At 74.0% G+C, this 26,572-nt stretch carries 20 protein-coding genes; 12 read left to right on the top strand and 8 right to left on the bottom strand.

Going from position 1 to position 26,572, the window contains the following annotated elements; genetic code table 11:
• Window positions 1-58 precede the first annotated feature (58 nt).
• A complete protein-coding gene (locus ACQ5SO_RS02920) occupies window positions 59-1,504 on the top strand; it encodes a cobyric acid synthase (protein WP_430940075.1) in 1,446 nt (481 codons plus the stop codon).
• 18 nt (window positions 1,505-1,522) lie between these two features.
• Here ACQ5SO_RS02920 and cobD read toward each other — a convergent pair whose 3' ends face one another.
• The 3 genes from cobD to ACQ5SO_RS02905 form a co-directional block, all read right to left on the bottom strand.
• Window positions 1,523-2,494 carry a threonine-phosphate decarboxylase CobD gene (gene cobD, locus ACQ5SO_RS02915; RefSeq protein WP_430940074.1) on the bottom strand — a complete coding sequence of 324 codons (972 nt, stop codon included), beginning with the start codon at window positions 2,492-2,494 and terminating at the stop codon, window positions 1,523-1,525.
• A gap of 240 nt (window positions 2,495-2,734) precedes the next feature.
• Window positions 2,735-3,676 carry an adenosylcobinamide-phosphate synthase CbiB gene (gene cbiB, locus ACQ5SO_RS02910; RefSeq protein WP_430940073.1) on the bottom strand — a complete coding sequence of 314 codons (942 nt, stop codon included), beginning with the start codon at window positions 3,674-3,676 and terminating at the stop codon, window positions 2,735-2,737.
• Window positions 3,673-4,677, bottom strand: a complete 1,005-nt coding sequence (locus ACQ5SO_RS02905; protein WP_430940072.1) for a propanediol utilization protein — start codon at window positions 4,675-4,677, stop codon at window positions 3,673-3,675. The genes cbiB and ACQ5SO_RS02905 overlap by 4 nt, the downstream gene beginning before the upstream one ends.
• 387 nt (window positions 4,678-5,064) lie before the next feature.
• On the opposite strand from ACQ5SO_RS02905, the gene nthA reads away from it, so the two are divergent.
• From nthA to ACQ5SO_RS02890, 3 genes are read left to right on the top strand one after another with little or no spacing between them, the layout of a single operon-like run.
• Window positions 5,065-5,694 (top strand): nitrile hydratase subunit alpha, encoded by a 630-nt coding sequence (nthA, locus tag ACQ5SO_RS02900; protein ID WP_430940071.1) that lies wholly within the window; start codon window positions 5,065-5,067, stop codon window positions 5,692-5,694.
• Window positions 5,691-6,368 carry a nitrile hydratase subunit beta gene (gene nthB, locus ACQ5SO_RS02895; RefSeq protein ID WP_430940070.1) on the top strand — a complete coding sequence of 226 codons (678 nt, stop codon included), beginning with the start codon at window positions 5,691-5,693 and terminating at the stop codon, window positions 6,366-6,368. Before nthA ends, nthB begins: the two co-directional genes overlap by 4 nt.
• Complete coding sequence (locus ACQ5SO_RS02890; protein ID WP_430940069.1) at window positions 6,365-6,715, top strand: nitrile hydratase accessory protein; 351 nt, start codon at window positions 6,365-6,367, stop codon at window positions 6,713-6,715. The genes nthB and ACQ5SO_RS02890 overlap by 4 nt, the downstream gene beginning before the upstream one ends.
• Window positions 6,716-7,012: 297 nt before the next feature.
• Here ACQ5SO_RS02890 and ACQ5SO_RS02885 read toward each other — a convergent pair whose 3' ends face one another.
• Entirely contained in the window at window positions 7,013-9,460 is a 2,448-nt protein-coding gene (locus tag ACQ5SO_RS02885) for a phosphatidylglycerol lysyltransferase domain-containing protein (RefSeq protein WP_430940068.1), read from the bottom strand.
• Between the two features lie 203 nt (window positions 9,461-9,663).
• Between ACQ5SO_RS02885 and ACQ5SO_RS02880 the strand changes: the two genes are divergently transcribed.
• From ACQ5SO_RS02880 to ACQ5SO_RS02870, 3 genes are all read left to right on the top strand, one after another.
• Window positions 9,664-10,332 (top strand): DNA-3-methyladenine glycosylase I, encoded by a 669-nt coding sequence (locus ACQ5SO_RS02880; protein ID WP_430940067.1) that lies wholly within the window; start codon window positions 9,664-9,666, stop codon window positions 10,330-10,332.
• A 141-nt stretch (window positions 10,333-10,473) separates the two neighbouring features.
• A complete protein-coding gene (locus ACQ5SO_RS02875; protein ID WP_430940066.1) occupies window positions 10,474-11,988 on the top strand; it encodes a class I adenylate-forming enzyme family protein in 1,515 nt (504 codons plus the stop codon).
• 418 nt (window positions 11,989-12,406) lie between these two features.
• Window positions 12,407-13,234, top strand: coding sequence for a sulfite exporter TauE/SafE family protein (locus tag ACQ5SO_RS02870; RefSeq protein WP_430940065.1), 828 nt, complete (start codon window positions 12,407-12,409; stop codon window positions 13,232-13,234).
• A 260-nt stretch (window positions 13,235-13,494) separates the two neighbouring features.
• Here ACQ5SO_RS02870 and ACQ5SO_RS02865 read toward each other — a convergent pair whose 3' ends face one another.
• The 3 genes from ACQ5SO_RS02865 to ACQ5SO_RS02855 form a co-directional block, all read right to left on the bottom strand.
• Complete coding sequence (locus tag ACQ5SO_RS02865) at window positions 13,495-16,641, bottom strand: calcium-binding protein (RefSeq protein WP_430940064.1); 3,147 nt, start codon at window positions 16,639-16,641, stop codon at window positions 13,495-13,497.
• Between the two features lie 150 nt (window positions 16,642-16,791).
• Window positions 16,792-17,226, bottom strand: a complete 435-nt coding sequence (locus ACQ5SO_RS02860) for a toxin-activating lysine-acyltransferase (protein WP_430940063.1) — start codon at window positions 17,224-17,226, stop codon at window positions 16,792-16,794.
• 77 nt (window positions 17,227-17,303) lie between these two features.
• Complete coding sequence (locus ACQ5SO_RS02855) at window positions 17,304-17,948, bottom strand: response regulator (RefSeq protein WP_430940062.1); 645 nt, start codon at window positions 17,946-17,948, stop codon at window positions 17,304-17,306.
• Here ACQ5SO_RS02855 and ACQ5SO_RS02850 point away from each other — a divergent pair.
• On the top strand, window positions 17,947-20,103 hold the full coding sequence (locus tag ACQ5SO_RS02850) for a sensor histidine kinase (protein WP_430940061.1): 2,157 nt from the start codon (window positions 17,947-17,949) through the stop codon (window positions 20,101-20,103). The genes ACQ5SO_RS02855 and ACQ5SO_RS02850 overlap by 2 nt on opposite strands.
• 236 nt (window positions 20,104-20,339) lie before the next feature.
• Here the strand turns inward: ACQ5SO_RS02850 and ACQ5SO_RS02845 are convergent, their stop codons facing one another.
• Complete coding sequence (locus ACQ5SO_RS02845; RefSeq protein WP_430940060.1) at window positions 20,340-21,938, bottom strand: FMN-binding glutamate synthase family protein; 1,599 nt, start codon at window positions 21,936-21,938, stop codon at window positions 20,340-20,342.
• 281 nt (window positions 21,939-22,219) lie between these two features.
• On the opposite strand from ACQ5SO_RS02845, the gene ACQ5SO_RS02840 reads away from it, so the two are divergent.
• The 4 genes from ACQ5SO_RS02840 to ACQ5SO_RS02825 all read left to right on the top strand — a co-directional run bounded on the left by ACQ5SO_RS02840 (window position 22,220) and on the right by ACQ5SO_RS02825 (window position 26,405).
• Window positions 22,220-22,999 carry a crotonase/enoyl-CoA hydratase family protein gene (locus tag ACQ5SO_RS02840; RefSeq protein ID WP_430940059.1) on the top strand — a complete coding sequence of 260 codons (780 nt, stop codon included), beginning with the start codon at window positions 22,220-22,222 and terminating at the stop codon, window positions 22,997-22,999.
• A 61-nt stretch (window positions 23,000-23,060) separates the two neighbouring features.
• Window positions 23,061-23,531: a MarR family winged helix-turn-helix transcriptional regulator gene (locus ACQ5SO_RS02835; RefSeq protein ID WP_430940058.1), complete on the top strand. Its 471-nt coding sequence runs from the start codon at window positions 23,061-23,063 to the stop codon at window positions 23,529-23,531.
• 112 nt (window positions 23,532-23,643) lie between these two features.
• On the top strand, window positions 23,644-25,461 hold the full coding sequence (locus tag ACQ5SO_RS02830) for a feruloyl-CoA synthase (protein WP_430940057.1): 1,818 nt from the start codon (window positions 23,644-23,646) through the stop codon (window positions 25,459-25,461).
• A gap of 71 nt (window positions 25,462-25,532) precedes the next feature.
• Window positions 25,533-26,405, top strand: coding sequence for an amidohydrolase family protein (locus tag ACQ5SO_RS02825; protein WP_430940056.1), 873 nt, complete (start codon window positions 25,533-25,535; stop codon window positions 26,403-26,405).
• Window positions 26,406-26,572 lie beyond the last annotated feature (167 nt).

Raw genomic sequence — 26,572 nt, 5'->3', positions numbered from 1 at the left:
ATACACAGGCTGAACAAACCCCAAGAATATCCCCACTGGCAACATTTCAGAGGACCGCATGACCAAGGCGCTGATGATCCAGGGCTGCGGCTCGAATGTCGGGAAATCCATGCTGGTGGCGGGGCTGTGCCGGGCGGCGCTGCGCCGGGGCGTCTCCGTGGCGCCGTTCAAACCGCAGAACATGTCCAACAACGCCGCCGTCACCGCGGATGGGGGCGAGATCGGCCGCGCGCAGGCGCTGCAGGCCATGGCCTGCCGCCTGCCGGCCCATACCGACATGAACCCGGTGCTGCTGAAGCCCGAATCCGACATGGGCTCCCAGGTCGTGGTGCAGGGGCGGCGGATCGCGACGGTTAAGGCGCGGGACTACGCGGCGCTGAAGCCCAAGCTGCTGGAGGCGGTGCTGGAGAGCTTCGGGCGCCTGAAGGCCTCCCATGACCTGGTGATCGTCGAAGGTGCGGGGAGCCCGGCGGAGGTGAACCTGCGGGCAGGCGACATCGCCAACATGGGCTTCGCCTGCGCCGCCGATGTGCCGGTGATCCTGGCGGGCGACATCGACCGCGGCGGGGTGATCGCGCAGGTGGTGGGCACGCAGGCGGTGATGGACGCGCGCGACAACGCCATGGTCGCGGGCTTCCTGGTCAACAAGTTCCGCGGCGACCCGCGCCTCTTCGACGACGGCTATGCGATGATCGAGGCGCGCACGGGCTGGAAGGGCTTCGGCGTCGCGCCCTGGTTCGACGGGGCCTGGAGGCTTCCGGCGGAGGATGCGCAGGACCTCGGGCGGACCGGGGGCGGAGAGGGGCTGCACGTGGTCTGCCTCGCCCTGTCGCGCATCGCCAATTTCGACGACATGGACCCGCTGATGCAGGAACCCGGGGTGCGCCTGACCATGCTGCGCGCAGGCCAGGCGATCCCCGGCGACGCGGACGTGGTGATCGTGCCGGGCAGCAAGTCGACGCGCGGGGACCTCGCCTACCTGCGGGCGCAGGGCTGGGACGTGGACCTGCTCGCCCATCGGCGGCGCGGCGGGCACGTGCTGGGCATCTGCGGCGGGTTCCAGATGCTCGGGGCCGAGGTGAGCGATCCCGAGGGGATCGAGGGCGCGGCGGGCGCGGATCCGGGCCTCGGGCTGCTGGACGTCGCCACGGTGATGACCGGCGACAAGCGGCTGACCGAGGTCGAGGCCGCCCATGCCGCCACCGGCGCGGGGTTCCGCGGCTACGAGATCCATATCGGCCGCACCGACGGGCCGGACCGCGCCCGCCCCTTCGCCCATGTGGACGGCCGCCCCGAGGGCGCCGTCAGCGCCGACGGCAAGGTCGAGGGCAGCTACCTGCACGGCATGTTCCGCGACGACGGGTTCCGCGCGGCCTGGCTGGGGCGCTTCGGCGCCGCCTCGGGGCTGTCCTATGACGACGGGGTGGAAGCGGCGCTCGAGGCGCTGGCCGACCACGTGGAGGCGCATCTCGACGTGGCGGGGATGCTGGCGGCGGCGCGGTAAGGGGCGCCCGCTCGCGCTTCACCCCCCCAGCGCCACCTCGAGCCGCAGCCAGCCGTTGACGTCGCCGGGCAGGCCGAGGCGGATCCAGCCCTCGGAATAGGGGAAGATGCGCGACCAGGTGCGGGCCTTCGCCAGCCGCTCCTGCGCCGCCTGCGCGTCCCCGGTCTCATAGGTGCGGAACAGGGGGCTGCCGCCCACCAGGGTCCAGCCCGCGCGGGCGGCGAGGGCGTCGAGCCGCGCGGCCTCCTCGCGCAGCCGCGCCGTGGTCGCGTCCTGCCAGGCCCGGTCGGCCAGCGCCTTGCAGCCGATCTCCACCGCCGCGCCGCTGACGGGCCAGGGGCCGGCCAGCTCGGCGATCCGCCCGGCCAGCGCGTCCCCGGCGAGCGCGAAGCCCAGCCGCAGCCCCGCCAGCCCGTAGAACTTGCCGAAGGAGCGCATGACGAGCAGGCCCCCGGTGTCTGGCGTCATGGCGGGGATGACGGAGAGGCCGTCCTCGGTGTCGGCGAAGCTTTCATCCACGACCAGCAGGCCGACCTTGGGGGCGAGCGCCAGCAGGGCCTCCGGCGCATGGCTGCGCCCGTCGGGATTGTTGGGGTTCACCACGACGGCGAGGTCCGCGCCCTCGAGCGCGGCGAGCTCGGAGACGGTTTCCACCGCCCAGCCCGCGGTCGCGAGGGCGGCGGCGTGTTCGTTATAGGTCGGGCCCAGCACCCGCGCCTTGCCCGGCGCGGCGAGGAGCGGCGCGAGCTGGATCGCGCCCGAGGCCCCGGCGAGCGGGATCGCCCTCACCCCCGCGCCGTAAGCCGCGCGGGCGGCGTCTTCGAGCGCGCGCAGGTCCGATTTGGTCGGCAGCGCGCCCCAGGCATGGGCCGAGAGCTTCGGGACCGGGTAGGGAACGGCGTTGATGCCGGTGGACAGGTCCACCCAGGCCTCCGCCGCGCCGCCATGGCGGGCGATGGCCGCGTCGAGGTCTCCGCCATGGTCGCGCATCGTGCTGGGTCCTTGCCCCGGGCGGGTCCGCTCGCCCGCGCCCGCCCGATACGGCGCCTTGCGGGGCCGGGTCAACGCGGATGGGGGCGGGGCGCCGCGGACCGAAGGGCCGCGCGGGCGGGCGAGCGGGGGCGTCATGCCCCCCCGAGCCCGGCCGCCCCTGCGAGAGGCCGCCGCCGCAGGGGGGCCATGCCCCCCAGTCGCCGCCGGAGGCGCCGCTGCACGCCGCCGGGCGCGCCCTCAGACCAGCGCCAGCCCCAGCAGCGCCGCCGCCATCAGCCCCATCGCCTTGAGATACATGTCGAGCCCGGCCCACATCGCCGCCCCGTCCGGGTCCGGCGCGCCCGCGTTCAGCCAGGGCTCCTCGGCCACCCGGTCGCCATAGACCCGCGGCCCGGACAGCCGCACGCCCAGCCCCGCGGCCATCGCCGCCTCGGGCCAGCCCGCATTGGGCGAGCGGTGCCGCGGCGCGTCGCGCAGCATCGCCCGCCAGGCGCCGCCGAACCGCCCGGAGACCGCGGCGAACAGCAGCCCCGTCAGCCGCGCGGGCAGGATGTTCACCGCGTCGTCGAGCCGCGCCGCCGCCCAGCCGAACGCCTCGTGCCGCGGGGTGCGGTGGCCGATCATCGAATCCATCGTGTTGATCGCCTTGTAGGCCGCGATCCCCGGCAGCCCCAGCAGCAGCCCCCAGAACACCGGCGCGACGATCCCGTCCGAGGCGTTCTCGGCAAGGCTCTCGAGCCCCGCGCGCGCCACGGCGGGGGCGTCCAGCGTCTCGGGGTCGCGCCCGACGATCATCGACACCGCCCGGCGGGCGCCCGCCAGGTCCCCGGCGGCGAGGGGGCGGGCGACCTCGGCCACGTGTTCGTGCAGGGACCGCGCGGCGACCAGCGGCCAGGCCAGCAGGCCGACCAGCAGCGCCTGCGCCCAGCCGCCGGGCAGCGCCGCCTGCAGCGCCAGCGCGGGCAGGGCGGCGGCGGCGGTGACGATCAGCACGGTCAGGACCCCGGCGGCGCGGCGGCGGGCGTCGGGGTCCCCGTCCCGGTTCAGCCCGCGGTCGAGCGCGCCGATCTGCGCCCCGATCCAGGTCACCGGGTGGCCGATCCGGCGGAACAGCGCGTCGGGCCAGCCGATCAGCGCGTCGGCGACCAGGGCGACCAGCATGGCGGCGGCGAAGATCATGCGCGGGGCCCCGGGGTCGCGGCGCCGGGGGCGTCGTCCGGGGCGTCGTCCGCGTCGCCCATGGGGGCCGCGGGCCGCCCGGCGGCGCTGCCGGAGGTGAAGCGGAACACCCGCTCGAACCCCGCGGCGCGCAGGGCGTCCCCGGCCCCGTCCGGGACCGTGCCGGGGGCGAAGACCAGCCCCCGCGCCGGGCCGGTATGCGCCCGGGCATGGCCGAGCGCCCCGAGGGCCCGTGCCAGGTCCGCGGTCGGATCGCCGGACGGCCCGCGCAGCGCGGTGCAGCGGTCGGCCGAGGCGGCGGCGAGGCGGGCGAGGGCGGGCAGGTCCCCGGCCCCGGCGGCGGCGCGCCACGGGCCCACGAGGTCCGAGATGTCGGGAAAGCGGTCGTCCGCGGGGTTCGTCGCCTCGGGCGCGCCCCAGAGGCCGCCGATGATCTCGGCCGGCGGCGGGGGCGGCAGGACCTCCAGCGCCTGCGCCTTGCGCGAGGCCCAGAGCAGCGCGTCGGGCGCCGGGGCCCAGAGCGGGTCGGACGCGCCCTCGGCGGCGAGGCAGGCGGCGGCGAGCGCCCCCGGCCCGGGCGCCTCGCGGCCATGGAGGGCGGCGGCGGCGCGGGCGGCGGCGACCAGCGCGGCGGTGGAGAAGCCGGCCCCCGCCCCCGGCGGCATCGGCGCGCGGAAGCGGAACGACGCCTCGGGCAGCGACAGGGCCGAGAGCAGGGCGCGCAGCACCGGCGCGGCCTCGCCCGCCTGCATGGGCACGAAGACCGCGGGGGGCGCGCCGGGGGCGGAGGCGTCCCCGGGGGGCGCGGCGATCTCGACCGCGGCGGAGAGGGGGCCGGGGCGGGCCTCGGCCGACAGGCTCAGCGCCGGGCAGGGCAGGGTGATCAGCGCCACCGGGCCGTTTTCGCCGATCCGGCCCTGCATCCACTCGCCCCAATGGCCCGGGGCCCGCGCGACGGCGCGGGCGGGGGCGGGCGGCACGCCGGGCTCGGGCTGGGACATGGGCGGGGCCTCGGGGCGTTGGGCGACGGGCGTCAGGCGTCGGGCGCGGGGCGGGAACGAAACCGGGCTTTCCGTTTGTCACGGGGGGGCGGGAAAGTCGATCCTCGCGCGCGCGGGAAGGCGTATGGGGGCGCGGGAGGGCGTATGGGGGGCGCGGGAGGGCGTATGGGGGGCGCGGGAGGGCGCGGAAGGGCGGGCGTTCGGAGGGCGTTGCCGGGCGTGGTTCGGGGCGCGGTTCGGGGCGGCCGCGCGCGGCGAAACCCGCCCTGTCCGCCCGGTCCCCGCGGCCAGGGCGGAGATCAAGACGGCGATCACGCGCGCGCGCGCCGGGCCGCCGCCCCGAGATGCCGCTGGACAGCGCCCGCGCCCGGCGGCAGCATTCGCGCCATGCCCCACGATCATCACCACGACCACCCGCACACGCTCCTGCCCTCGGACCCCGCCCTGCGGGTGAAGGCGCTGGAGACCATCCTGGCCGACAAGGGCCTCGTCGACCCGAAGGCGGTGGACGAGATCATCGACCTCTACCAGAACCGCATCGGCCCGCAGGGCGGCGCTTCGGTGGTGGCGAAGGCCTGGGCGGACCCGGCGTTCCTCGAGGCCCTGCGCGCCGACCCCTCGGGGGTGATCGCGGGGATGGGCCTTGGCGGGCGCCAGGCCGAGCACGTGATGATCGCCGAGAACACGCCGGAGCGGCACAACATGGTCGTGTGCACGCTCTGCTCCTGCTACCCGTGGGGCCTGCTGGGGATCCCGCCGGGCTGGTACAAGTCCGACGCCTACCGCGCCCGCGTGGTGCGCGACCCGCGCGGGGTTCTGGCCGAGTTCGGCGTGACCCTGCCGGAGGAGACGAAGATCCGCGTCTGGGATTCGACGGCCGAGGTGCGCTACCTGGTGATCCCGATGCGCCCCGCGGGGACCGAGGGGTGGGACGAGGCGCGCCTCGCCGCCCTCGTCACCCGCGATTCGATGATCGGGACGGGCCTGCCGCTCTCGCCCGCGGAGGCCTCGGCATGACCCGCGCGCATGACATGGGCGGGCGGTTCGGCGACGGCCCGGTGACGCCCGGCCCGGCGGACGAACCCGTCTTCGCCACCGACTGGCACGCCCGCGCCTGCGCGGTGACCGTGGCGGCGGGGGGGCTGGGGGCCTGGTCCATCGACCGCTCCCGCTTCTTCCGCGAGGCGCTGGCGCCGACGGATTACGCGGGCTTTTCCTATTACGAGAAATGGCTGGCCGGGCTGGCCGACCTGCTGGTCGATGCCGGGCTGGTGACGCGCGAGGAGCTGGCCGCCGGGAAGGCGGCCCCCGCCGCCGAACCGCATCCGAAGCGCCTGGCGCCCGAGCGGGTGGCCCCGGCCATGGCCGCCGGATCGCCCTATGTCCGGCCCGGCCCCGACCCGCGCTTCGCCGTCGGCGCGCGGGTCCGCACCCGGCTTCCGGCGCGCAACACGCTGGTCGAGGGCGGCCACACCCGCCTTCCCGCCTATGCCGCGGGGCATGTCGGCACGGTGATCGCCCGCCACGGATCGCACGTGTTCCCCGACGCCTCGGCCCACCGGCTCGGCGAGGCGCCGGAGCCGCTCTATACGCTCGTCTTCGACGCCGCCGACCTCTGGGGCGATCCCGGGCGGGCCGGGGACGAGGTGACGCTGGACCTGTGGGAGAGCTATCTCGAGGCGGTGGAATGAGCGCCTCCGCCGACGCAGCCGCCGCCGCCGATCCCTTCGCGCCGGGCCGGTTCGAGGAGCCGTGGCACGCCCAGGTCTTCGCGCTGACCGTGGCGCTGTCCGAGGCGGGGCGTTTCGCCTGGCCGGAATGGGCCGAGGCCTTCGGCGCCACGCTGGCCCGCAACGGCGCCGCGCAGGGGCCGCTGGACGGGGGCGAGGATTACTTCATGGCCTGGCTCGAGACGCTGGAGGCGCTGCTCGAGGAAAAGGGCGCGGCGGAGGCGAAGGAGCTTCGCGCGATGAAGGCGGCCTGGGCGGCGGCCTACGCGGCGACGCCGCATGGCGAGCCGGTGAAGCTCTCGCGCTGAGGCGGGGGCGCGCCGGGGCGGGGGTCGGAGCGCGCCGCGCCCGGCGCAGGCGTCCTCGCCCACGCCGAGGCCGGTGGGGGCGCGGCCGGGCGGCCGAGCGGGAGGGCGTGGCCCTCCCCGAGGACGGCCGCATTCGTTGCGCGGGCGGCGCGCGCCCAGGGGGGCGATGCCCCGCATTCGCGCGCGCCGGGCGGCGGTCGCCGCCCGCACCCCGGCCCCCGACGCCATATCGCATGGAAAAGGGGCGCCGACCCAAGGCCGACGCCCCCCGTTTCGTCCCATCCGGCCCGGGCGGCCTCAGCCCCGCCCGACCCGCCGCAGCAGCGCCCGGCGCAGCGGGGCCGCCGCGCCGCCCTCGCGCGCCACCGGCCGGGCCCGCGCCCGCAGCCGCGGCGCCGCCGAGACCGCCGCGCGCATCGCCCCCGCCGGGACCCGCCCCGACAGCAGCGCCGCCAGCCGCCGCCGCGCCGCCCGGTCGCCGGCGCCCTCGCCGCGCATCAGCGCGAACCCGGTCGCGCCGGGCATCGCCGCCTCCGGCGCCCGCGGCGCCAGCTCGGGCGCCGGGACCGACTGCGCCGCCCCGTGCACCAGCCGCGTCGCGGCCCAGAGCGCGCCGGGCATGTCCCGCCGCCGCGGCGTCGCCAGCCAGCGCACCGACCAGTCGGGGCGGAACCCTTCCTTGAACCGGCGCAGGCCCTGCAGCCCCTTGCCCGCCTTGCTGCGGGCATAGAACGCCCCCAGCGCCTTCGAGAACGGCCCCCCGGCCTCGTCCAGCCCCGAGAGCGGCGCCATGCACAGGTTGAACCGCTCGGCCCCCGCGTCCCGCGCCGCCCCGATCCCCGCGGCGATCAGCGCGTGCATCGCGCCGTCCGGGATCTCCGGCAGCTGGCGCATCAGGTCCACCGACCACTCGGCGCCGGAGCCGGAGCGCCAGAGGCTCAGGAACGCCACCGCCGCGCCGCCGACCCGCGCCACGACCACGTGGTGCCGCGCGAGGAAGGCCGGGTCCCAGGCGCCCATCGAGAACCGCCGCTCGCCGCCGCGGGCCGCCGCCCAGGCCCGCGCCACCGGGCGCAGGTCGTCCAGCGGCACGGCGCCGGGCGCGTGCAGCGTCACCTCGACCCCCGCCTTCTTCGCCTTGGCCAGCTTGCGGCGCAGCTCGCGCCGCTCGGGGCCGTCGAGGGTGAACCCGGCGGCATCCACAAGCGCCTCCTCGCCCAGCGGCTGCAGCGCCATGCCGTGCCGGGCCCAGAAGTCGGCGTCCTCGGCCTTGTAGACCGCGACGCGGCGCTTTTCCGCCGCCGCGCCCGCCTGCATCGCCGCCCAGGCGCCGTCCCAGGCCTCGCGCGGGCCATGCGGGTCGCCCAGCATCACCCGCCAGCCGCCGATCACGCCATACATGGCGAAGGCGCGGCCGGTGGGGTCGAAGACCACGTGCTTGTCGCCCGAGAGAACCAGCGCGGCCTCGGCCCGCTCGGCCGCCTCCAGCACCGCCGAGATCCGCGCGCGCAGGGCCGCATCGGCCTTGGCCGGGGCCGCTTTCGGCGCCCGCGCCAGCAGCCGCAGCCCGACCAGCACCGCCGGGCCATGGAAGGCCGCGCGGTAGAGGAGCAGCGCCGCGGCCATCTCGGCGGCGGGCTGCGAGGGGAAGGCGGCGAGCATCACCGCCTCGAACGCGCCGACGCCGCCCGGGGCGCCGGTGGCCAGCGCCAGCGCGATGGCGGCGGCATAGACCACGGCGAATTCCGCGAAGCCCGGCGGATTGGGCAGCAGCAGCCAGAAGCACAGCGCCGCGGGGACCAGGTCGGCGGCGGTCAGCGCCGCGGCCCCGAGCAGCCAGCCCCCGTCCGGCAGGGTCAGCCTGCGCCCGCCCACGTGCAGCGCGGGCGCCCGGCGCAGCGCGATCCCCGCGCCCAGCGCCGCGGCGAAGCCCAGCAGCGCGGCGGCGCGCAGGTCGCCCTCGGACGCCCCCGTGGCCGCCGACAGCATCCCCGGCGCCAGCAGCGCCGCCAGCCCCGCCAGCACGGCGAGGCCCATGTAGAACCCGAGGCTGACCGCGCCGGACAGGGCCGCGCATTCGCCCGCGCCCATGCCCGCGCCGCGGTGCATCCGCCAGCGCGCCGCCGTGCCGGTCAGCAGCCCCAGCCCCAGCGCCTGCGAGATCGCCACCGCCGCGAAGCCGCCGCGCAGGGAATCCCCCACCGGCATCGCGCGTCCCAGCCGTTTCATCGCCTGCGCGTCATACCCGGCGGCGGCGAGATGCGAGAGCAGCCCCGCCACGCAGGCCAGCGCCATCGCCCAGGGCGCGACGCCCCCGAGGGCGGCGAGGAAGGCGTCGCCGTCGACCTCGGCCAACCGCTCGCGCGCCAGCCAGAGGCCGCCGAGGCAGGCCGCCGCCGCCGCCAGCGCGCGCCCGGCATTGGAGCGCAGCCCGGCGGGCAGGCGCAGGCGCGCCGGGACCGCGCCCGGCTGCACCGCGTCCATCGCCCCCGCCAGCGCGGCGACGGCGCCCGCCCCGGCGCGCGCGGCGTCCCGGTCGGCGTTTCGGTCGGCGTTTCGGTCGGCGTCCCAGGCCGCCTGCTCGGTCGCCCGGGCCGCCTCGGCGCATTCGCGCGCAAGGTCCTCGGACCACGCCGACAGCTCCGCCGCCGCGATCCCGTCCGACCCGATGTGGTTGATGTCATCCCCCGAGCCGCAAACCTGCAGCCCGTCCTGCGCGATCCCGCGCGACGCAGCGTAGCCCATTACGCAACACCCCTTGCTTCACCCGGGGTGCAGAATGGGGCCGCGCGCTTTCATCCGGGTTAAGCGCGCGCCCCCGCGCCCGCAGCGGAGGGATGGGTCCCTTGCGCATTCGGACAGGTCCCCGCGCTTGCGCGCCGCCCCCGCCCATGTCCCAATCCGGGCCGCCATCCCCGGGCCGCACCCCGCCGCCGAAAGGACCCGCCATGCGCCGTTTCGAGGAGATCTTCGCCATCGCCGCCGACCGCCATGGCGGCCCCGCGGCGGTGGAAGCCCTTCTGCCGGTTCCGAAACCCGCCGCCGCGCTCCGTGCCATTCCCGCCGATCGCTGGCTGGCCTGCATGACCCGCTGCGTGTTCCAGGCGGGCTTCTCCTGGTCCGTGATCGACGCCAAGTGGCCGGGCTTCGAAGCGGCGTTCCACGGCTTCGACATCGACTGGTGCGCGGGGATGGGCGAGGCGGAGCTCGACGCGCTCCTCTGCGATTCGCGAATCGTGCGCAACGGGGCCAAGATCGGCGCCGTGCAGGCCAACGCCGCGCTTTTGCAGGCGCTCGAGGCGCAGGGCGGCGCGGGGGCGGTCTTCGCCGACTGGCCCGCCGCGGACTATGCGGGGCTGCTGGCGATGCTGAAGACGCGCGGCGGGCGGCTCGGCGGCCTCGCCGGGGCCCGCGCGATGCGCGAGATGGGGCGCGACGGCTGGGTCCTGTCGCCCGACGTGACCGCGCGGCTGGCGGCCGAGGGGGTGATCGCGGGGCCGCCCACCTCGAAAAAGGCGCAGGCGGCGGTGCAGGCGGCCTTCGACGGCTGGGCGGCGGAAACGGGCCGCCCCTTCGCCGCGATCAGCCGGGTGCTGGCGCTGTCGATCGACGGCTGAGGCGCCCCCGCCGGCGTCTCCCCCGCCGGCTTTCCCCCCGTTGGGGCTTTCCCTCCGGCCCCCGGCGTTGCAGCCTGCGGGGGATGAACGAAACCGTCAGGGAGGCGACGTCATGATCCCATGCGGCCGGAAGGGGGGCGCATGAACCCCGCGCTATGGCTTGTCCGCACCGCCGCGCTGCGCCCCGAGGCGCCGGCGCTTCTGCGCGGCGCCAAACAGGTCGCCGATTACGAGACCTTCGCGGCCCGCGCGCTGTCCATCGGCGCGGCGCTGGCGGCGCGCGGCGTGGTTCCGGGCGACCGGGTGGCCGTGGTGATGAAGAACCGGGTCGAATACCTCGAAGCCATGTACGGCATCTGGGCCGCCGGGGCCGCCGCCGTGCCGGTCAACGCCAAGCTGCACGCGAAGGAGGCGGCGTGGATCGCCGCCCATGCCGGGGCGGGCGTCGCCTTCGTGTCCGAGGAGCTGACCGAGGAGCTTTCCGCCGCGGCGCCCGAGCTGAAGCTGATCGAGGCGGGGGGCGGCGAGTACGAGGCGATGGCCGCCCACGCGCCCCTCGCGGCCCCGCAGGAGATGTCGCGGGACGCGCTGGCCTGGCTGTTCTACACCTCCGGCACCACCGGGCGGCCCAAGGGGGTGATGATCACCGCCGGGATGATCGAGGCCGCGGCGCTGACCTATTTCGTCGACGTGGACGAGGTGCACGCGACGGACTGCATCCTCTATGCCGCGCCGATGTCCCATGGCGCGGGCCTGTACAACTTCATGCACGTGATCCGCGGCGCCCGGCACTGCGCGCCCGACAGCGGCGGCTTCGATCCGGGGGAGATCCTGGAGCTGGCCCCGCGGCTGGGGGATGTGCATTTCTTCGCCGCGCCCACCATGGTCCACCGGCTGGTGGCGGAGGCGAAGGCGCGCGGCGCGACGGGCGAGGGGATCCGCACCATCGTCTATGGCGGCGGGCCGATGTACGTGGCGGATATCGAGGACGCGCTGGACGTGCTGGGCCCGCGCTTCGTGCAGATCTATGGCCAGGGCGAGGCGCCGATGTCGATCACCGCCCTGCCGCGCGAGGTGGTGGCCGATCGCGACGACCCGCGGCGGGCAGTGCGGCTCGGGTCCGTCGGGCGGGCGATGTCCTGCGTGGAGGTGCGGATCGGCGACGAGGCCGGGCGCCCCCTGCCGGTGGGCGAGGCGGGCGAGGTGATGGTGCGCGGCGCCCCCGTCATGCCGGGCTACTGGCAGGCGCCCGAGGCGACGGCGTCGGCGCTGCAGGACGGCTGGCTGCGCACCGGCGACGTGGGGGTCCTGGACGCGGACGGGTTCCTGACGCTGAAGGACCGCAGCAAGGATCTCATCATCTCGGGCGGGACCAACATCTATCCGCGCGAGGTGGAGGAGGCGCTGCTGACCCATCCCGAGGTCTCGGAGGTCGCGGTGGTCGGCGCCCCGCACCCGGACTGGGGCGAGGAGGTGGTCGCCTTCGTGGTCGCCGCGCCGGGGGCCGAGGCCGCGGTCGCGACGCTGGACGCGCATTGCCGCAGCCAGATCGCGCGGTTCAAGCGGCCGAAGCGGTATCTGCATGTCGATGCGCTGCCCAAGAACAATTACGGCAAGGTGCTGAAGACGGCGCTGCGCGAGCGGCTTTCGGGGTGAGGCGCCGCCGGGGGCGGCGGCGGCCGGGCGGGGGAGGCGGCCCGGATCGCGCCGTCGCTCTGCGCTGCGCCCGCGCTGCCCGGGGGCGGCCCGCCTCAGGGGGGACGAGCCCCCCGTTCGCCGGGCCGCGCGCGCCGGGGCGCGCGGGCGCCTGGCGCGGGGCGCGGCGAACGGGGGCGGGGCGCGGCGCCCGGGACGTCGCCGGTGCGCCCGGCCTGCGCCGCGGGCGCGCCCGGCGGACCCGGCCTGGGTCCCGGGGCCGCCTCCATGCGCTCCCCCCCCCGGCGTCCCCCGCGCCGCCCCGGCGCGGGGGGCGGCGCCGCTGCGCGGAAACCCGTCCCGCGACGCTGGCGTCCCGGGGGCGGCCCCTGCTAAGGACCCCTTACTTGCTGCTGACTGATGCTGGAGCCGAGCCGCCATGGACGCCTATTCCACCGCCGAGATCGCCGCCCTCGTGGGCGGGCTGCTCGCCGCCTCGGTCCTGGGGGGTCTGCTGGCCGGCCTCCTCGGCGTCGGCGGCGGCATCGTCATCGTGCCCGCGCTGTTCTGGCTGTTCACGCTGGTGAAGTTCGACCCGGCGCTGTCCATGCACATGGCGGTGGCGACCTCGCTGGCGACCATCGTCGCGACCTCGATCAGCTCGGCCCGGGCGCATCACAAGAAGGGCGGGGTGGATGCCGACCTGCTGCGCCGCTGGGCGCCGTTCATGGCCTTCGGCGCGCTGGCGGGGGGGCTCGGGGCCAAGTTCATCGACCCGGCGGGGCTGAAGGCGATCTTCGGCGTGATCGCGCTGCTGGTGGCGGCGAACCTCGCGACCCCGAAGACGCTGGTGGTGGCGCAGTCGCTGCCCGCCTCGCGCGCCGGGCAGGGCGGGATCGCCACCTTCATCGGCGGGCTCTCGGCGCTGATGGGCATCGGCGGCGGCACGTTGTCGGTGCCGATCCTGGCCGCCTTCTCCTACCCGATCCGCCGGGCGGTGGGCACGGCGGCGGCCTTCGGCTTCGTCATCGCCGTCCCCGCGGCCATCGGCTTCGTGATCGCGGGCTGGGGCGTGCCGGACCGCCCGCCGCTGTCGCTCGGCTACGTCTCGGTCCCCGCGGCGCTGCTGATCCTGCCGGTGACCACCTTCTGCGCCCCTTACGGCGCCAGGCTGGCCCACGCGGTCGACCCGATCTGGGTCAAGCGCGCCTTCGCGCTGTTCCTCGGGATCACCGCCTTCCGCATGCTCTCCGCCGCCTTCGGCTGAGCGGGGCGCCCGCCGCGCCCGCAGGGCTGCGGCGCGGGCGGCCGAGCGGGGGCTTCACGCCCCCCGAGGCCGGCCCCCCCCTCGCCCCCCGTCGCAGGACAGGGCCCCGCCATCCCGCGGGGCCCTTTCGCGTTCCCCCGGCGTCCCGGCGCCCGCCCGCGAAAAGGGGCCCCGTCGTTCCCGACGAGACCCCCGCAGCGACGCCGCGATCCGGCATTGAGAGCGGAGCCCGGACCGCGGCCTCGCGTTCCGATGATCCGTTACATGAGCGCCTCCAGGTTCGGCGCGTCGGGCGCCACGATGTCCACCAGCCCGTCCACGGCGGAGAGCGCGAGGCCCGCGGCTTCCTCCGCGAAGGGGATGTTCGAGAAGCCGGCGCCGACGGTCCCGAGCCAGTCGGGGTTCTGCTCGGCGAAATAGAGCTCGGTCGCCGTCGCCTCGCCCGCGTGCTCGATGAACTCCAGCATGTCCCAGTCGCCGCTCTCCCAGGCCGCGCCGATGTCGTAATCGACATAGCCATCGGTCCCGACGACCCGCAGCGTCTCGATTCGCGCATCCGCGTCGTCCATGTTCCGCAGGCGGATGGAGCCGGAGGAGGCGACGCCGTCGAAGGCGACCAGCAGGTCGGTCCCCTCGTCGATGGTGAAGCTCAGGTCCTCGATCGACAGGTCATAGATCCCGCCCCAGGCCCGCAGCTCGAGCACGTCCTGGCCCCCGGCCCCGCCGGTCATCTCGTCGAGCATCCCGTCCCCGAGGCCCAGCAGCTCGCCCCAGTTGCGGAAGGCGTCGAGCCCCGCCTCGTCGACCACGTGGTCGCCGCCGAAGCCGAAGGTGTAGAGGTAGGTGTCATCCCCGAGGCCCCCGACCAGGTCGCCCCCGGCCGAGCCGGCCCCGAGCACGTCCGCCCCGGCGCCGCCGATATACTGCGTCCCGGTGAAGGAGAGGAAATCGTCCAGCTTCAGCAGCGAGGCGGTCTCCGTCACCGCGCTTTCGACAGCCTCCTGCACCTCGTTCAGCGGGTTCAGCGCGGCGATGTCGTCGGCCAGCCCGGTGATGGCGTCGACCGCAGTCTCGACCGGCGCGATCACGGCGTTGGCGATGTCCGCCAGCCCGTCCACCAGGTCCCCGGCGACCTCCTGCGCGAGGAAGGAGCCGTAGACCCACTTGTCGACGATCCAGTCCGTGCCCTCGCCGCCGAACATGAAGTTCAGATGGCCCGAGGAGGCGAGGAACAGGTCCGATCCGGTCCCGCCGAACTGGAAGTTGAAGTCGCCGCCCGAGAGGAACACGTCGTCCCCTTCCTGGCCCAGCTGCACCGCGAAGGCGCCCTCGGCGATGGCGAGGTCCCCGTCCGCGCCGCCCATCTGCACGTTGATCGCGGCGGAGAGGTCCTCCCAGGCGGCGATCACGTTCTCGCCGATCTCGCCGACGCGGTCATAGGCGTTGGCGACCTCGACGGCGGCCTGCGCGGTGTCGGCGTCGCCGCCGAGGAAGGTGAAGAGCTGCGCGACCTGCCCGACCTGGTCGGAAATCGTCACCCGCTCGGACGCCACCTCGGGTTCGCCCTCGGCGCCCTCCTCCGCCTCCTTCGGCTTCACCCCGGCCCAGCCGAGCATCAGGTCCGTGCCCTCATCGCCCATCTGGAGGTTGACCCCGGCCTTGGCGCCGCGGGCGACGCCGAGCAGCACGTCGTCGCCATGGCCGCCATGCTGGACGTTCACCTCACCGATCCCGGCCAGGAAGTCGTCGCCGTCGCCGCCGAACTGCGCGTTGCCGCGCCCGCCGCCGACCAGCACGTCGTCCCCGCCGCCCGCGACCTGGACGTTGCCGCCCTGGATCCCGGCGCCCAGCAGCACGTCCTGCCCCGCGCCGCCGATCTGCAGGTTGCCCTGCCCGCCGGCGAGCATGACGTTGCTCCCCGTCTCTTCATCTCCGAACAGCCCGTCTGCGAGGTCGAGCACCGCCTCGATCCCCTCGGGGAGCGCGCCTTCCGGCACGGCGGAGAAGAAGTTGTCGGCGAACTGCACGTTGCCGCGCCCGGCGCCGATCACCCAGTCATCGCCCGAGCCGCCGACCTGCAGGTTGGCCATCCCCGCGGCCAGCAGCGTGTCACCGCCGGTCCCGCCATGCTGGACGTTGAGCCCGCCGGTCCCGATCAGCCAGTCCGCCCCGGCGCCGCCGATCTGCACGTTGGACGACCCGACGCCGAACATCACGTCCGCGCCCTCGTCGCCCGTCTGGATGTTCCACTGGCCCGCGCCAACCATCACGTCGTCGCCCGCGCCGCCCGACTGCACGTTGTACTGGCCGAGCGCGCCGATCAGGTCGTTCCCCGCGCCGCCCCACTGAAGGTTCGTGCCGCCCACGGCGATGATCGTGTCCTCGCCCGCGCCGCCCCACTGCGAGTTGCCGCCGCCGATGGCGATCAGCGTGTCGTCGCCATCCTCGCCCGACTGGGAATTGCCGAGGCCGCCCGCAATCATCCGGTCGTTCCCGGTCCCGCCGAACATCACGTTGGCGCCGCCCGCGGCCTCCATCACGTCGTCGCCGGCGCCGCCGAACGCGGTGTTCACGCCGCCCACGCCGATGATGCGGTCGTTCCCCGCGTCGCCGTTCAGCACGTTGACGCCGCCGATCCCCTTGATCGTGTCGTTCCCGGCGTCGCCGTTGACGGTGTTCACGCCGCCGATCGCCTCGATCAGGTCGTTCCCGTCGCCGCCCTTCAGGATGTTGACCGCGCCGGTCCCCTTGATGTGGTCGTCGCCGGTCCCGCCCTCGGCCTGGTTCCAGGCGCCCGCGGCGGTCAGCGTGTCGTTCCCCGACCCGCCATAGAGGAAGTTGGTCGCACCCGCGGCGTAGATCGTGTCATGCCCGGCGCCGCCATCGGCCTTGTTCCAGATGCCGACCGCGTGGAACCGGTCGTTCCCGTCCTCGCCATACATGTGGTTGGTGGCGCCGCGGGCATAGAGGTAGTCGTCCCCGGTCCCGCCATACATCCGGCTGTAGGTCCCGTAGCCGTAGAGGCTGTCATTGCCGCTGTCGCCGTCCATGTGGTTCCAGGCGCCCCAGCCCTGCAGCTTGTCCGCGCCGGTCCCGCCATACATGTGGTTGGTCGCGCCCTTGCCGACGAGGTGGTCGTTCCCGCTCTCGCCATACAGCCGGTTGGTGACCCCGGCGCCGTAGACGTAGTCGTTGCCCGAGCCGCCATAGAGCTTGTTGTACCCGCCATAGCCATAGAGCTTGTCGTGCCCCGAGCCGCCATAGAGGTAGTTGGTGGCGCCGTAGCCTTTCAGGGTGTCGTTGCCGCCATAACCCTTGATGTTGTTATAGGGCAGGTAGCCCGTGATGTAGTTGCCGCTGTTGTTGCCGTACTTGTAAGGGCTCAGCGCCTTGACCGTGCTTCCCATGACTCCGCTCCTTCAATCTCTTCACTGACCAATCGATCCGGCGAAACCCGCCGTTGATGGTGTGAAGATGCCGACGAAGCGCGCGGCGCTGTATGGGGCGATCACCCCATTTTGCCCAAGACCCTGGTCTGGAAAGGTGATTTCAGGCGCTCAGGCGCCGGCAAGCGGCCGGAACACCTGGATCCGGCGCACCGACCCGTCCGGGGCGCGCCGGGCGCCGCGGCCGACGGCGCCGCGCGGGATCACGTCGCGCGACGCGCGCACGATGGAGGCGAGATGACCGAACGGGGCGACGAAATCGGGAAACCACAGGCGGTCCCCGCCCTGCCACTCCTCGGGGGCCACGGCGCGCTCGCCCTCCAGGTGCGCCGCCTCGGCTCCTTCCGTGAACCAGGCCCAGGTCACGAGGCCGACGGGCCGCGGCCCCACGGCGTAGAGCCGCGCCTGCCCCAGCGTCGCGGGGACCACGAACAGCGCCTCGGCATCCGCCAGCCGCAGCGGGCGGTGCAGGTCGGACTGCATCAGCAGATACATGGCGGCGCCGAGCCATGTGAGCCGCTCCGCCTCGGTCCGCGGCGACGGCACGGCGACGGGGCCGCCGCCCCGCGCTTGCCCCGCGGGCGCGGGGGCCGCTTGCCCAGCGGGGGGTGGCGCCCCCATGCTCATCCCTCGTGCGTTCCGTCGGCCTGGAGCAGGCCGAGCCGGACGCCCGTCATCACCAGCTCGGCCGTCGAATGGGCCCCGAGCTTGCGCATGAGGTTGGTGCGATGCTTGTCCACCGTCTTGGGGCTGATCCCCAGCGTCTCGGCCGCCTGCGCATTGGTGGCGCCGCGGGCCACGGCCTGCAGCATCTGCAATTCGCGCGCCGTCAGCCCCTCGGCCGCCGCCGCCTGTTCCAGCAGCCCCTGCGCGGCGGCGGAGAACACCTGCCCGCCCTGCATGATCCGCGGCAGGGCGCGGATCAGCTCCTCCGGGTCGCCGGTCTTCAGGAACAGCCCGCTGACGCCTTCCTCGGCCAGCGCCGCCGCGGCGGCGGGGGTGAGCGCGCCCGAGAACAGCACGAAGCGGGTGCCGGGCGACCAGCGCCGGGCCTCGAGATACGCCTCCATCCCGTTGGCATGGGGCATGGCGAGGTCGAGGATCGCGAGGTCGGGTTTCTCGCGGCTCACCGCCGCGATGGCGGCGAGCCCGTCGGCGGCGGTCGCCACCACCTCGACCCGCCCCGAGGCTTCGAGCATCGCCCGCACGCCCGAGAGCATCAGCTGGTGGTCATCCGCGATCACCGTGCGCCAGGGGGCGAGTGACATGGGCGGGGTCCTTCATCGGCTCCGGCGCGGAGCGGGGGCGGGGGCGGTCCCGCGCCGCGCGGCGGCGGCGCTGGTCCTTGTCTGGGCGCTGCTGGCCGCGGGGATCGCGGGCGCGCAGCAGGGCGGGGCGGGCGCGGGCGCAGCCGCGCAGACCGCGCCGCTGGTCCTGGCGGGAGAGGCGTCGCCCGCCAGCCTCTCCGGCGCGCTGTCGCATTTGCTGGACCCCACCCGGTCCATGACCTTGCCCGAGGCGCAGGCCGCCGCGCAAGCCGGCGCCTTCGCCCCGACCCCGGGCGGGCGGCCGAATTTCGGCCCGATCAAGGACCTGATCTGGCTGCGCCTGCCGCTGCAGAGCGCCGAGGACGCGCGCCGGACCTGGGTGCTCGACACCAACATCAACTTCTTCCAGGGCCTGACCATCGCCATCGAGCATGAAGACGGGGCGGTGGAGGCGCTGGTGGCGCAGGACGAGGACAGCGGGTTCGAGACCCGCCCCCTCGCCGTCGACCGGGTCGCCGCGCGCTTCACGCTCGAGCCGCGGGAGGAGGCGGTCCTGTGGATCAGCTACTGGTCCGGCGGCGCCACGGGGATGCCGATGCAGCTGCTGCGGCAGAACGATTTCCTGCGCACGCTGGCGGCGCAATCGGCGCGCAGCTACGCCTATTACGGGATGATGGGGATGCTGGCGGCGGTGGGCCTGCTGGCGGCGGGGCTGACCCGGCAGGGGGTGTTCATCTATTTCTCGGCCTATGCGGGGTCGCTGGCGCTTTATATCGCGCATATGGACGGGGCGACCTTCCACCACCTCTGGCCTGATGCGCCGCGGTTCAACGGCTACGCCTCGCTGCCGCTGGGCTGCCTCGCGACGGCGGCGAGCGCGCTTTACGTGCGCGCCTTCCTGCGCGCGATGGGCTGGCGGCTGTGGATCGACCTCGCGCTGCTGGGGCTGGTGGCGGCGTCGGCGGCGCAGGTGCTGCTGTCGGCGGTGATGGACACGCAGACGCTGAAGATGACCAGCACGGCGATCGCGTCCTTCGCGCCGCTCCTGTACCTCCTGGCCGGGCTGTCGGCGGGGCGCGGGCGCTGGCGCGAGGTGCGGTTCTTCCTGCTCGGCTGGGCGGCGGTGACCGCCTCGGGGACGGCGATGGCGGCCTCGTTGCCGCTGGGGCTGTCGCTGCCGCGGGACCTGGTGTTCGACCTGATCCGGGCGGTGACGGTGTTCGAGGCGCTGATGCTCGCCACCGCCATCGTGGATCGCTACCAGCAGCTGCGGCGGGCGCATACGCGGACCCTGCGGCTGCGCAACGCGGCGATGGCGGATGCACTGGAGCTTCAGGGGCGGCTGACGCGGATCGAGGCGCAGCACCGGGACGCGATGGAGGCCGCGCGCCGGGCCGGGCGGCGGGCGGCCGAGACGGCGCATGACCTGCGCCAGCCGATCCACGCGCTGCGCATGACGCTCCAGGCCGAGGCGATGGGCGGCGCGGCCGCCCCCGACCCCGCGCGGCGCGAGATGATCGAGCGCAGCTTCGCCTACCTGGAGGGGATCCTGGCGGCCGAGCTGGAGAACGCGCCGGCGGCGGGCGCGAGGGTTGGGTCGGCGGGTGCGGCGGCGGGTGCGGCTGCGGGCGCCGCGGCAGGGGCGGCGGGGGCGGAGGGGGAGGCCGCCGACGCCCCCCTGTCCCCGCCCGAGCGTTGCCCCCCCGCGTCCCGCCCCCTGGGCGCCGATGCGAACCGGGTTCTGGCGCCGCTGGCGGACATGTTCGGCGCCGACGCCGCCGCGCGGGGGGTGGAGCTTCGGGTGATCCCCTGCTCGGCCCCGCTGTCGGCCGATCCGCTGAAGACCATGCGGGTGCTGAGCAACCTCGTCTCCAACGCGCTGAAATACGGCGGGTCGGGCGGCAAGGTGCTGGTCGGCGCGCGGCGGCGCGGCGGGAAGGTGGATTTCGAGGTGCATGACCTCGGCCCCGGCCTGGGCGCGGCGGAGTGGGAGCAGGCGCTGACCCCCGGCGCCCGGGTCGCGCGCACCGCGGGCGGGGCCGAGGGGCACGGGCTGGGTCTAGGCATCAGCGCCGAGATCGCCGCGGCGCAGGGCCTGCGGCTGGAGCGGATCGCGCGGCGGACCGGCGCCGGGCTGCGGCTGGCGGGGGCGTAAGGCGCGCGCCCCGGGCCGGGCGCCAGGCGGCCGCGGCTCCGCGGGGCAGGCGCGGCCTCGGGGAGGGACGGGCCCTCCCGCTCGGCCGCGCCTCGCGCGCCCCGCGCCGTCGCGCCCGGTGGCGAAGCGTCGGATCGGCGCGCGTGGGCGGCGCCCAGCCGCCCGGCGGCCGCGAACGGGGGGCATGGCCCCCCTGAGCGGGCGCCTCCTCCCCCCGGAGGTCTCCCGGGCGCGCTTCAGTCCACCCGGGCGAAGCTGTCGGCGCGGGCGCGGGCCCAGCGGTCGCCATAGCCGGGATCGTCGCAATCCCCGCGCACCAGGCAGCCGATCGGCAGCTGCGGATAGGCCACGTCGCCGGTGACCACCGCGCCGTCCTTCTGGCGCACGTTGAAATGCATCGGCCCCAGCTCCTGCGGGTCCTCCAGCCCCGCGGCGCCGACCATGTCGCGCACCGCCTTCAGCGTGTTCTCGTGGAACCGCGCCACCCGCTCGGCCTTGTCGCCCACCACCAGCGCGCGCTGGCGCAGCTTGTCCTGCGTCGCCACCCCGGTGGGGCAGGCATTGGTGTGGCAGGCCTGGGCCTGGATGCAGCCGATGGCGAACATGAACCCGCGGGCCGAGTTGCACCAGTCCGCCCCCAGCGCGCAGGTCCGCGCGATGTCGAAGGCCGTCACCAGCTTGCCCGCGGCCCCGATCCGCACCCGGTCGCGCAGCCCCGCGCCGCGCAGGGTGTTGTGGACCCAGGTCAGCCCCTCGACCATCGGCGTGCCGATATGGTTGGAGAATTCCAGCGGCGCCGCGCCGGTGCCGCCCTCGGCCCCGTCGACGACGATGAAGTCCGGGACGATCCCCGTCTCCAGCATCGCCTTGACCATGCACATCAGCTCGCGCCGGTGGCCGACGCAGAACTTGAAGCCCACCGGCTTGCCGCCCGAAAGCTCCCGCAGCTCGCCGAGGAATTCCATCATCCCGGTGGGGGTGGAGAAGGCCGAATGCCCGCCGGGGCTGATGCAGTCGACGCCCATCGGCACGCCGCGGGCCTCGGCGATCTCGGGGGTGATCTTGGCCGCGGGCAGCATCCCGCCATGGCCCGGCTTGGCCCCCTGGCTGAGCTTCAGCTCGATCATCTTCACCTGCGGCAGGGCGGCGGTTTCGCGGAATTTCTCCCGGTCGAACCGCCCCTCGGCGTCGCGGCAGCCGAAATAGCCGGTGCCGACCTGGTACACGAGGTCGCCGCCATTGGCCTTGTGGTAGCAGCTGATCCCGCCCTCGCCGGTGTCATGGGCGAAGCCGCCCATCTTCGCGCCCTTGTTCAGCGCCGCGATGGCGTTGGCCGAGAGGGCGCCGAAGCTCATGGCCGAGATGTTGTAGATCGAGGCGTCATAGGGCTGCTTGCAGTCCGGCCCGCCGATCTTCACCCGGAAATCCCAGGTCTCGGGGTGGCAGCCGACGACGGAATGGGTGAGCCAGGAATAGCCCGAATCATAGACCCGTTGCTGGGTGCCGAAGGGGCGCTTGTCCTCGACCCCCTTGGCGCGCTGGTAGACGATGGAGCGGGCCTCGCGGCTGAACGGCTCCTCGTCCTGGTCGCTTTCGATCAGGTACTGGCGGATCTCGGGGCGGATGCCTTCGAACAGCCAGCGCATGTGGCCGATGACGGGATAGTTGCGCAGCAGCGCGTGCCGCTCCTGCACCAGGTCCTTGATCCCGAGCAGCCCGAGCGCGATCAGCGCCGCCGCGGGCGCCAGCATCCAGGTCCAGAAGATCGACAGGATCAGCGCGACCAGCGCCCCCGCCCAGACCGCGCCGAACACGGTGTATCTCTCAAGGCTCATACTCGTCCCCTCCGTCCTTTCTGGCCGGGTCGCGGCCGCCGGATCGCGCGCCGCGGGCCGATCATGAAGCCCGTCGGCGCCTCATGCTAGGGGGGCATGGTGAACCAATCGCGACCGGACGGCGCGGGGGGCGCGCGGCGGTTTGCAAGGGGAGACATATTGTAAATTGACATAACAATTATCCCCCATATCATGCCGCGCAGGAAACCGGTCCCCCATGCAGGGGCCGCAGCATGCGTGGGGCGCGCCCCCGCGGCAAGAGATCCCCGGGAGGACTTCGCATGACCGCCACCACCGGCGCGCCGATGCTCGACATCGAAATCCAGGACCGGATCGCGGTCCTGACCATGAACCGCCCCGGCAAGCGCAACGCCATGTGCGACCAGCTGCTGCACGAGATCGACGCCTTCTTCTCGGCCCCGCCCGAGGGGGTGAAGGCCGCGGTGCTGACCGGGGTCGAGGGGCATTACTGCTCGGGCCTGGACCTCGCGCAGCACGTCTCGCGCGATGCCGAGGGCACGATGCGCCATTCGCGCGCCTGGCACGTGATCATGGACAAGATCCAGTTCGGCGGCCTGCCGGTGGTCTCGGCGATGAACGGCGCGGTGATCGGCGGGGGGCTGGAGCTGGCGACCTCGACCCATGTGCGCATCGCCGAGCCGGACGTGATCTTCCAGCTCCCCGAGGGGCGCCGGGGCATCTTCGTCGGCGGCGGCGCGACCGCCCGCGTGGGCCGCATCCTCGGCCCCGACCGGATGACGGAAATGATGCTGACGGGCCGCAAATACGGCGCGGACGAGGGGCTGGCGCTGGGCCTGTGCCATTACAGCGTCGGCATGGGCGAGGCGCTGCCGCTGGCGATGGAGCTGGCGAACAAGATCGCCGACAACTCCAGCCTGTGCAATTACACGATGATCCACGGCATCAGCCGCATCAATGACATGTCCCGCGTCGACGGGCTGTTCACCGAGAGCCTGTGCGCCGCGCTGACCCAGACCGGCCCGGACGCCGAGGAGGGCCTGAAGGCGTTCCTCGAGAAACGCCAGCCGAAGTTCAACTGATCCCGCGCGCGGGTGGCTCCCCCCCCACCCCGCCGCGTCCCCCCGACGAGAGGAGCACGCCATGGCACGCCGCCGCACCCAGGCCGACGCCGCCGCCGACGCGCCGGGCGACGCCGCCCTGCGCGGCTTCACCGGCTATGCCCTCAAGCGGGCCTACATGGCGATCCAGTCGGATTTCACCGCCACCCTCGCGCCGTTCGAGCTGCGCATCGCCACCTTCTCGGCGCTGATGCTGATCATCGACCGGCCGGACATGACCCAGAGCCAGCTGGCCGCGGCCCTGTCCATCGAACGGTCGGGCGTGGTGCTGATGATCGACGAACTGGAAGGCCGCGACCTGATCACCCGCAACAAGGTGCCGACCGACCGGCGCACCTATGCGCTGCGCGCGACCCTCGCCGGGCTGCGGCTGGGCGAACAGGCGATGGCCGCCTGCCGCGCGCACGAGGCGCGGATGCTGGCCGGGCTGGACGAGGAGGAGCGCGCCCGGCTTCACGCCATGCTGGCGAAGATCGAGGCCGCGGCGGGCTGATCCCGGCCCCGCGCCGCAAGACGGACCCGGGATCCGGGACCCGAGACAACCGAGGGCCGCGCCAAGGCGGCCCCGCCCCCATACCGGCCGACCTTTGGGAGGAGACGCCGCCATGACGACCCGCGTCGTAAAGCACCGCACCGAGGGGCTCATCCCCCAGTCCGTGACCCGCGAGGACCGCGCCGACGGCAGCATCCTGCTGCGCTCGGACGTGCCCCTGGGCCCGGTCTTCGAGACCACGCTGCACATGCTGCGCCACTGGGCGGCCGAGGCCCCGGAGCGCGTCTTCATCGCCGAGCGCGACGGGGAGGGCTGGCGCGAGGTGAGCTACGCCGCGGCGCTGGAGGAGGTGCAGGCGCTGGCCGCCGGCCTCGCCGCCCATGGCATCGGCCCGGACAAGCCGGTCTGCGCGCTGTCGGGCAACGGGGTCGACCACGCGCTGGTCTCGCTCGCCTGCCAGTATATCGGCGCGCCCTTCTCGCCGGTGGCCGAGCAGTACTCGCTGATCCCCGGCGCCCATCACCGCCTCCAGCACGTGCTGGAGATGATGCAGCCCGGCGCGGTGTTCGTGTATGACGCCGATCCCTATGCCGACGCGCTGGCCCTGCCGCAGCTGGACGGGGTGGAGAAGATCGCCGCGAAGCCCGGGGCGACCGGCGCGACCGCGCTCTCGGACCTGAAGGCGAATGGCGACGCGGGCAAGGCGTCGACCCTGCATGCGGCCGTCGGCCCGGGCACCCTTGCAAAAGTGCTGTTCACCTCCGGCTCCTCCGGCGCGCCCAAGGGCGTGCGCACGACGCAGAAGATGATGTGCGTGAACCAGGCCCAGATCGCCTCGGTGTTCCCGTTCCTGCGCGAACGCCCGCCGCGGATCCTCGACTGGCTGCCCTGGAACCACGTCTTCGGCGGCTCGCACAACTTCAACATGATGCTCGCCAATGGCGGGTCGATCTATGTCGACGACGGCAAGCCGACCCCCGACGGGTTCAAGCGCAGCCTCGAGAACCTTGCGATGAAGCCCGGCACGATCAGCTTCAACGTCCCCGTCGCCTTCGCCAAGCAGGTCGAGGCGATGAAGACGGACGAGGGGCTGCGCCGGAAGTATTTCGAGAACCTCGACCTGATGCTCTATGCCGGCGCCTCGCTGCCGCAGGACGTGTGGCACGCGCTCGAGGACATGGCGATGGAGGTGCGCGGGGACGCGCCCCTGATGGTGTCGTCCTGGGGGATGACCGAGACCGCCCCGGCGACGCTGATCGTGCATGAGCCGATCTCCTCCTCCGGCATCATCGGCGTGCCGATGCCGGGCGTGACGATCAAGCTGCTGCCCGATGACGAGCTGCGCTCGGAGCTGCGCTGCGCCGGGCCGAACATCATGGAAGGGTATTTCCGCGACGCGCTGAAGACCAAGGAGACCTTCGACGAGGAAGGCTTCATGATCACCGGCGACGCGGTGCGCTTCGTGGATGATGGCGACATGGACCGGGGCCTGCGCTTCGACGGCCGGATCTCCGAGGATTTCAAGCTGCTGACCGGCACCTGGGTCCATGCGAGCAAGCTGCGCGGCGCGGCGCATGACGCGCTGGCGCCCGTCGCCCATGACCTGGTGATCTGCGGCCAGGACCGGAACGAGATCGGCGCGCTGGTGTTCCCGGCCGACCCGCTCGACGGCGCCTCGGACGGGAACGGCGCGATGGTGGGCGAGAAGCTGGCCGCGACCCTGTCGGCCAAGCTGGCCGAACTGGCGAAATCCGCCACCGGGTCCTCGACCAGGGTGGCCCGCCTGCTGGTGGTGGACGCGCCGCCCTCGCTGACCGAGGGCGAGATCACCGCCAAGGGCAACCTGAACCCGCGCAAGGTGCAGACCGTGCGCAAGGCGATGGTCGAGCGGCTTTACGACGATGCCGACCCGGCGGTGATCCGGGTCTGACGCCTGTACCGGGCGCGCCGCGTCGCGCCCGCAACCCGCGCCCGCAGAGGCGCCCAAGGGGGAAACACGAGATGGTCGATTTTTCCAAGGTCCGCGCGATCGACTTCCACACCCATGCCGAGGAGCCCTGCGGCTGCCATGCCGATGACGGCTATGACGACCTGCAGTCGACCATGGCGAAATACTTCGGCGCCCCGTGGCAGCACCCGCCGACGATCCACGAGACGGCGGCCCATTACCGCGAGCAGAACATCGCCGCGGTGATCTTCCCGGTGGATGCGGAGCGGGAGACCGGCTATCGGCGCTACAACAACTACGAGGTCGCCGAGACCTGCGCCGAGCATTCGGACATCCTGATCCCCTTCGCCTCGATCGACCCGCACAAGGGCAAGCTGGGCGCGCGCGAGGCGCGGGACCTGGTGCAGAACCACGGCATCCAGGGCTTCAAGCTGCACCCGACCATGCAGGGCTTCTACCCCTATGACCGCATGGCCTACACGCTGTACGAGGCCATCGCCGAGACCGGCAAGCCGGTGCTGTTCCACACCGGCCAGACCGGCGTCGGGTCGGGCATGCGCGGCGGCAACGGGATGCGGCTGAAATACTCCAACCCGATGTACATGGACGACGTGGCCGTGGACTTCCCGGACATGCCGATCATCCTGGCGCACCCCTCCTTCCCCTGGCAGGAAGAGGCGCTCTCGGTCGCCCAGCACAAGCCCAACGTCTATATCGACCTGTCGGGCTGGTCGCCGAAATACTTCCCCGAGATCCTCGTGCGCTATGCCAACACGATGCTGAAGAAGAAGATGCTGTTCGGCTCGGACTGGCCGATGATCTCGCCCGAGAAATGGCTCGGCGCGTTCGAGAAGGCGGCGTTCCGCGACGAGGTGCGCCCGCTGATTCTCAAGGAGAACGCGATGCGCCTGCTCGGCGTCAGCTGAGCGGGCGGGGCGGGTCCGCGCGGGCCGTCCCCCGCCCCCGCCCCCGCGCCGGGTCCGCCCGGCCCGGCCCGCGCCGCCGGGATCCGCCAGGGTCCCGGTGGACGAGGGGCTCGACATGCTCGCCGAAAGCGTCGACCGCCAGCTGAAGGAAGCGGGCCTGGGCTGAT

The organism is Rhodovulum sp. DZ06 (genome assembly GCF_050586345.1).
In the GTDB taxonomy this organism is placed as follows: domain Bacteria; phylum Pseudomonadota; class Alphaproteobacteria; order Rhodobacterales; family Rhodobacteraceae; genus JBOCEF01.
Note: the sequence above shows the minus strand (reverse complement) of the source record. Positions and strands in the feature narration are given on the sequence as shown.

Coding starts and splice junctions, on each gene's coding strand:
- ACQ5SO_RS02875 (WP_430940066.1), top strand. CDS start 10,474: ATGAACCCCGCGCTATGGCTTGTCCGCACCGCCGCGCTGCGCCCCGAG.
- ACQ5SO_RS02850 (WP_430940061.1), top strand. CDS start 17,947: ATGGGCGGGGTCCTTCATCGGCTCCGGCGCGGAGCGGGGGCGGGGGCG.
- ACQ5SO_RS02835 (WP_430940058.1), top strand. CDS start 23,061: ATGGCACGCCGCCGCACCCAGGCCGACGCCGCCGCCGACGCGCCGGGC.
- ACQ5SO_RS02865 (WP_430940064.1), bottom strand. CDS start 16,641: ATGGGAAGCACGGTCAAGGCGCTGAGCCCTTACAAGTACGGCAACAAC.
- ACQ5SO_RS02830 (WP_430940057.1), top strand. CDS start 23,644: ATGACGACCCGCGTCGTAAAGCACCGCACCGAGGGGCTCATCCCCCAG.
- ACQ5SO_RS02905 (WP_430940072.1), bottom strand. CDS start 4,677: ATGTCCCAGCCCGAGCCCGGCGTGCCGCCCGCCCCCGCCCGCGCCGTC.
- ACQ5SO_RS02845 (WP_430940060.1), bottom strand. CDS start 21,938: ATGAGCCTTGAGAGATACACCGTGTTCGGCGCGGTCTGGGCGGGGGCG.
- cobD (WP_430940074.1), bottom strand. CDS start 2,494: ATGCGCGACCATGGCGGAGACCTCGACGCGGCCATCGCCCGCCATGGC.
- nthA (WP_430940071.1), top strand. CDS start 5,065: ATGCCCCACGATCATCACCACGACCACCCGCACACGCTCCTGCCCTCG.
- nthB (WP_430940070.1), top strand. CDS start 5,691: ATGACCCGCGCGCATGACATGGGCGGGCGGTTCGGCGACGGCCCGGTG.
- ACQ5SO_RS02890 (WP_430940069.1), top strand. CDS start 6,365: ATGAGCGCCTCCGCCGACGCAGCCGCCGCCGCCGATCCCTTCGCGCCG.
- ACQ5SO_RS02870 (WP_430940065.1), top strand. CDS start 12,407: ATGGACGCCTATTCCACCGCCGAGATCGCCGCCCTCGTGGGCGGGCTG.
- ACQ5SO_RS02880 (WP_430940067.1), top strand. CDS start 9,664: ATGCGCCGTTTCGAGGAGATCTTCGCCATCGCCGCCGACCGCCATGGC.
- ACQ5SO_RS02840 (WP_430940059.1), top strand. CDS start 22,220: ATGACCGCCACCACCGGCGCGCCGATGCTCGACATCGAAATCCAGGAC.
- ACQ5SO_RS02855 (WP_430940062.1), bottom strand. CDS start 17,948: ATGTCACTCGCCCCCTGGCGCACGGTGATCGCGGATGACCACCAGCTG.
- ACQ5SO_RS02920 (WP_430940075.1), top strand. CDS start 59: ATGACCAAGGCGCTGATGATCCAGGGCTGCGGCTCGAATGTCGGGAAA.
- ACQ5SO_RS02885 (WP_430940068.1), bottom strand. CDS start 9,460: ATGGGCTACGCTGCGTCGCGCGGGATCGCGCAGGACGGGCTGCAGGTT.
- cbiB (WP_430940073.1), bottom strand. CDS start 3,676: ATGATCTTCGCCGCCGCCATGCTGGTCGCCCTGGTCGCCGACGCGCTG.
- ACQ5SO_RS02825 (WP_430940056.1), top strand. CDS start 25,533: ATGGTCGATTTTTCCAAGGTCCGCGCGATCGACTTCCACACCCATGCC.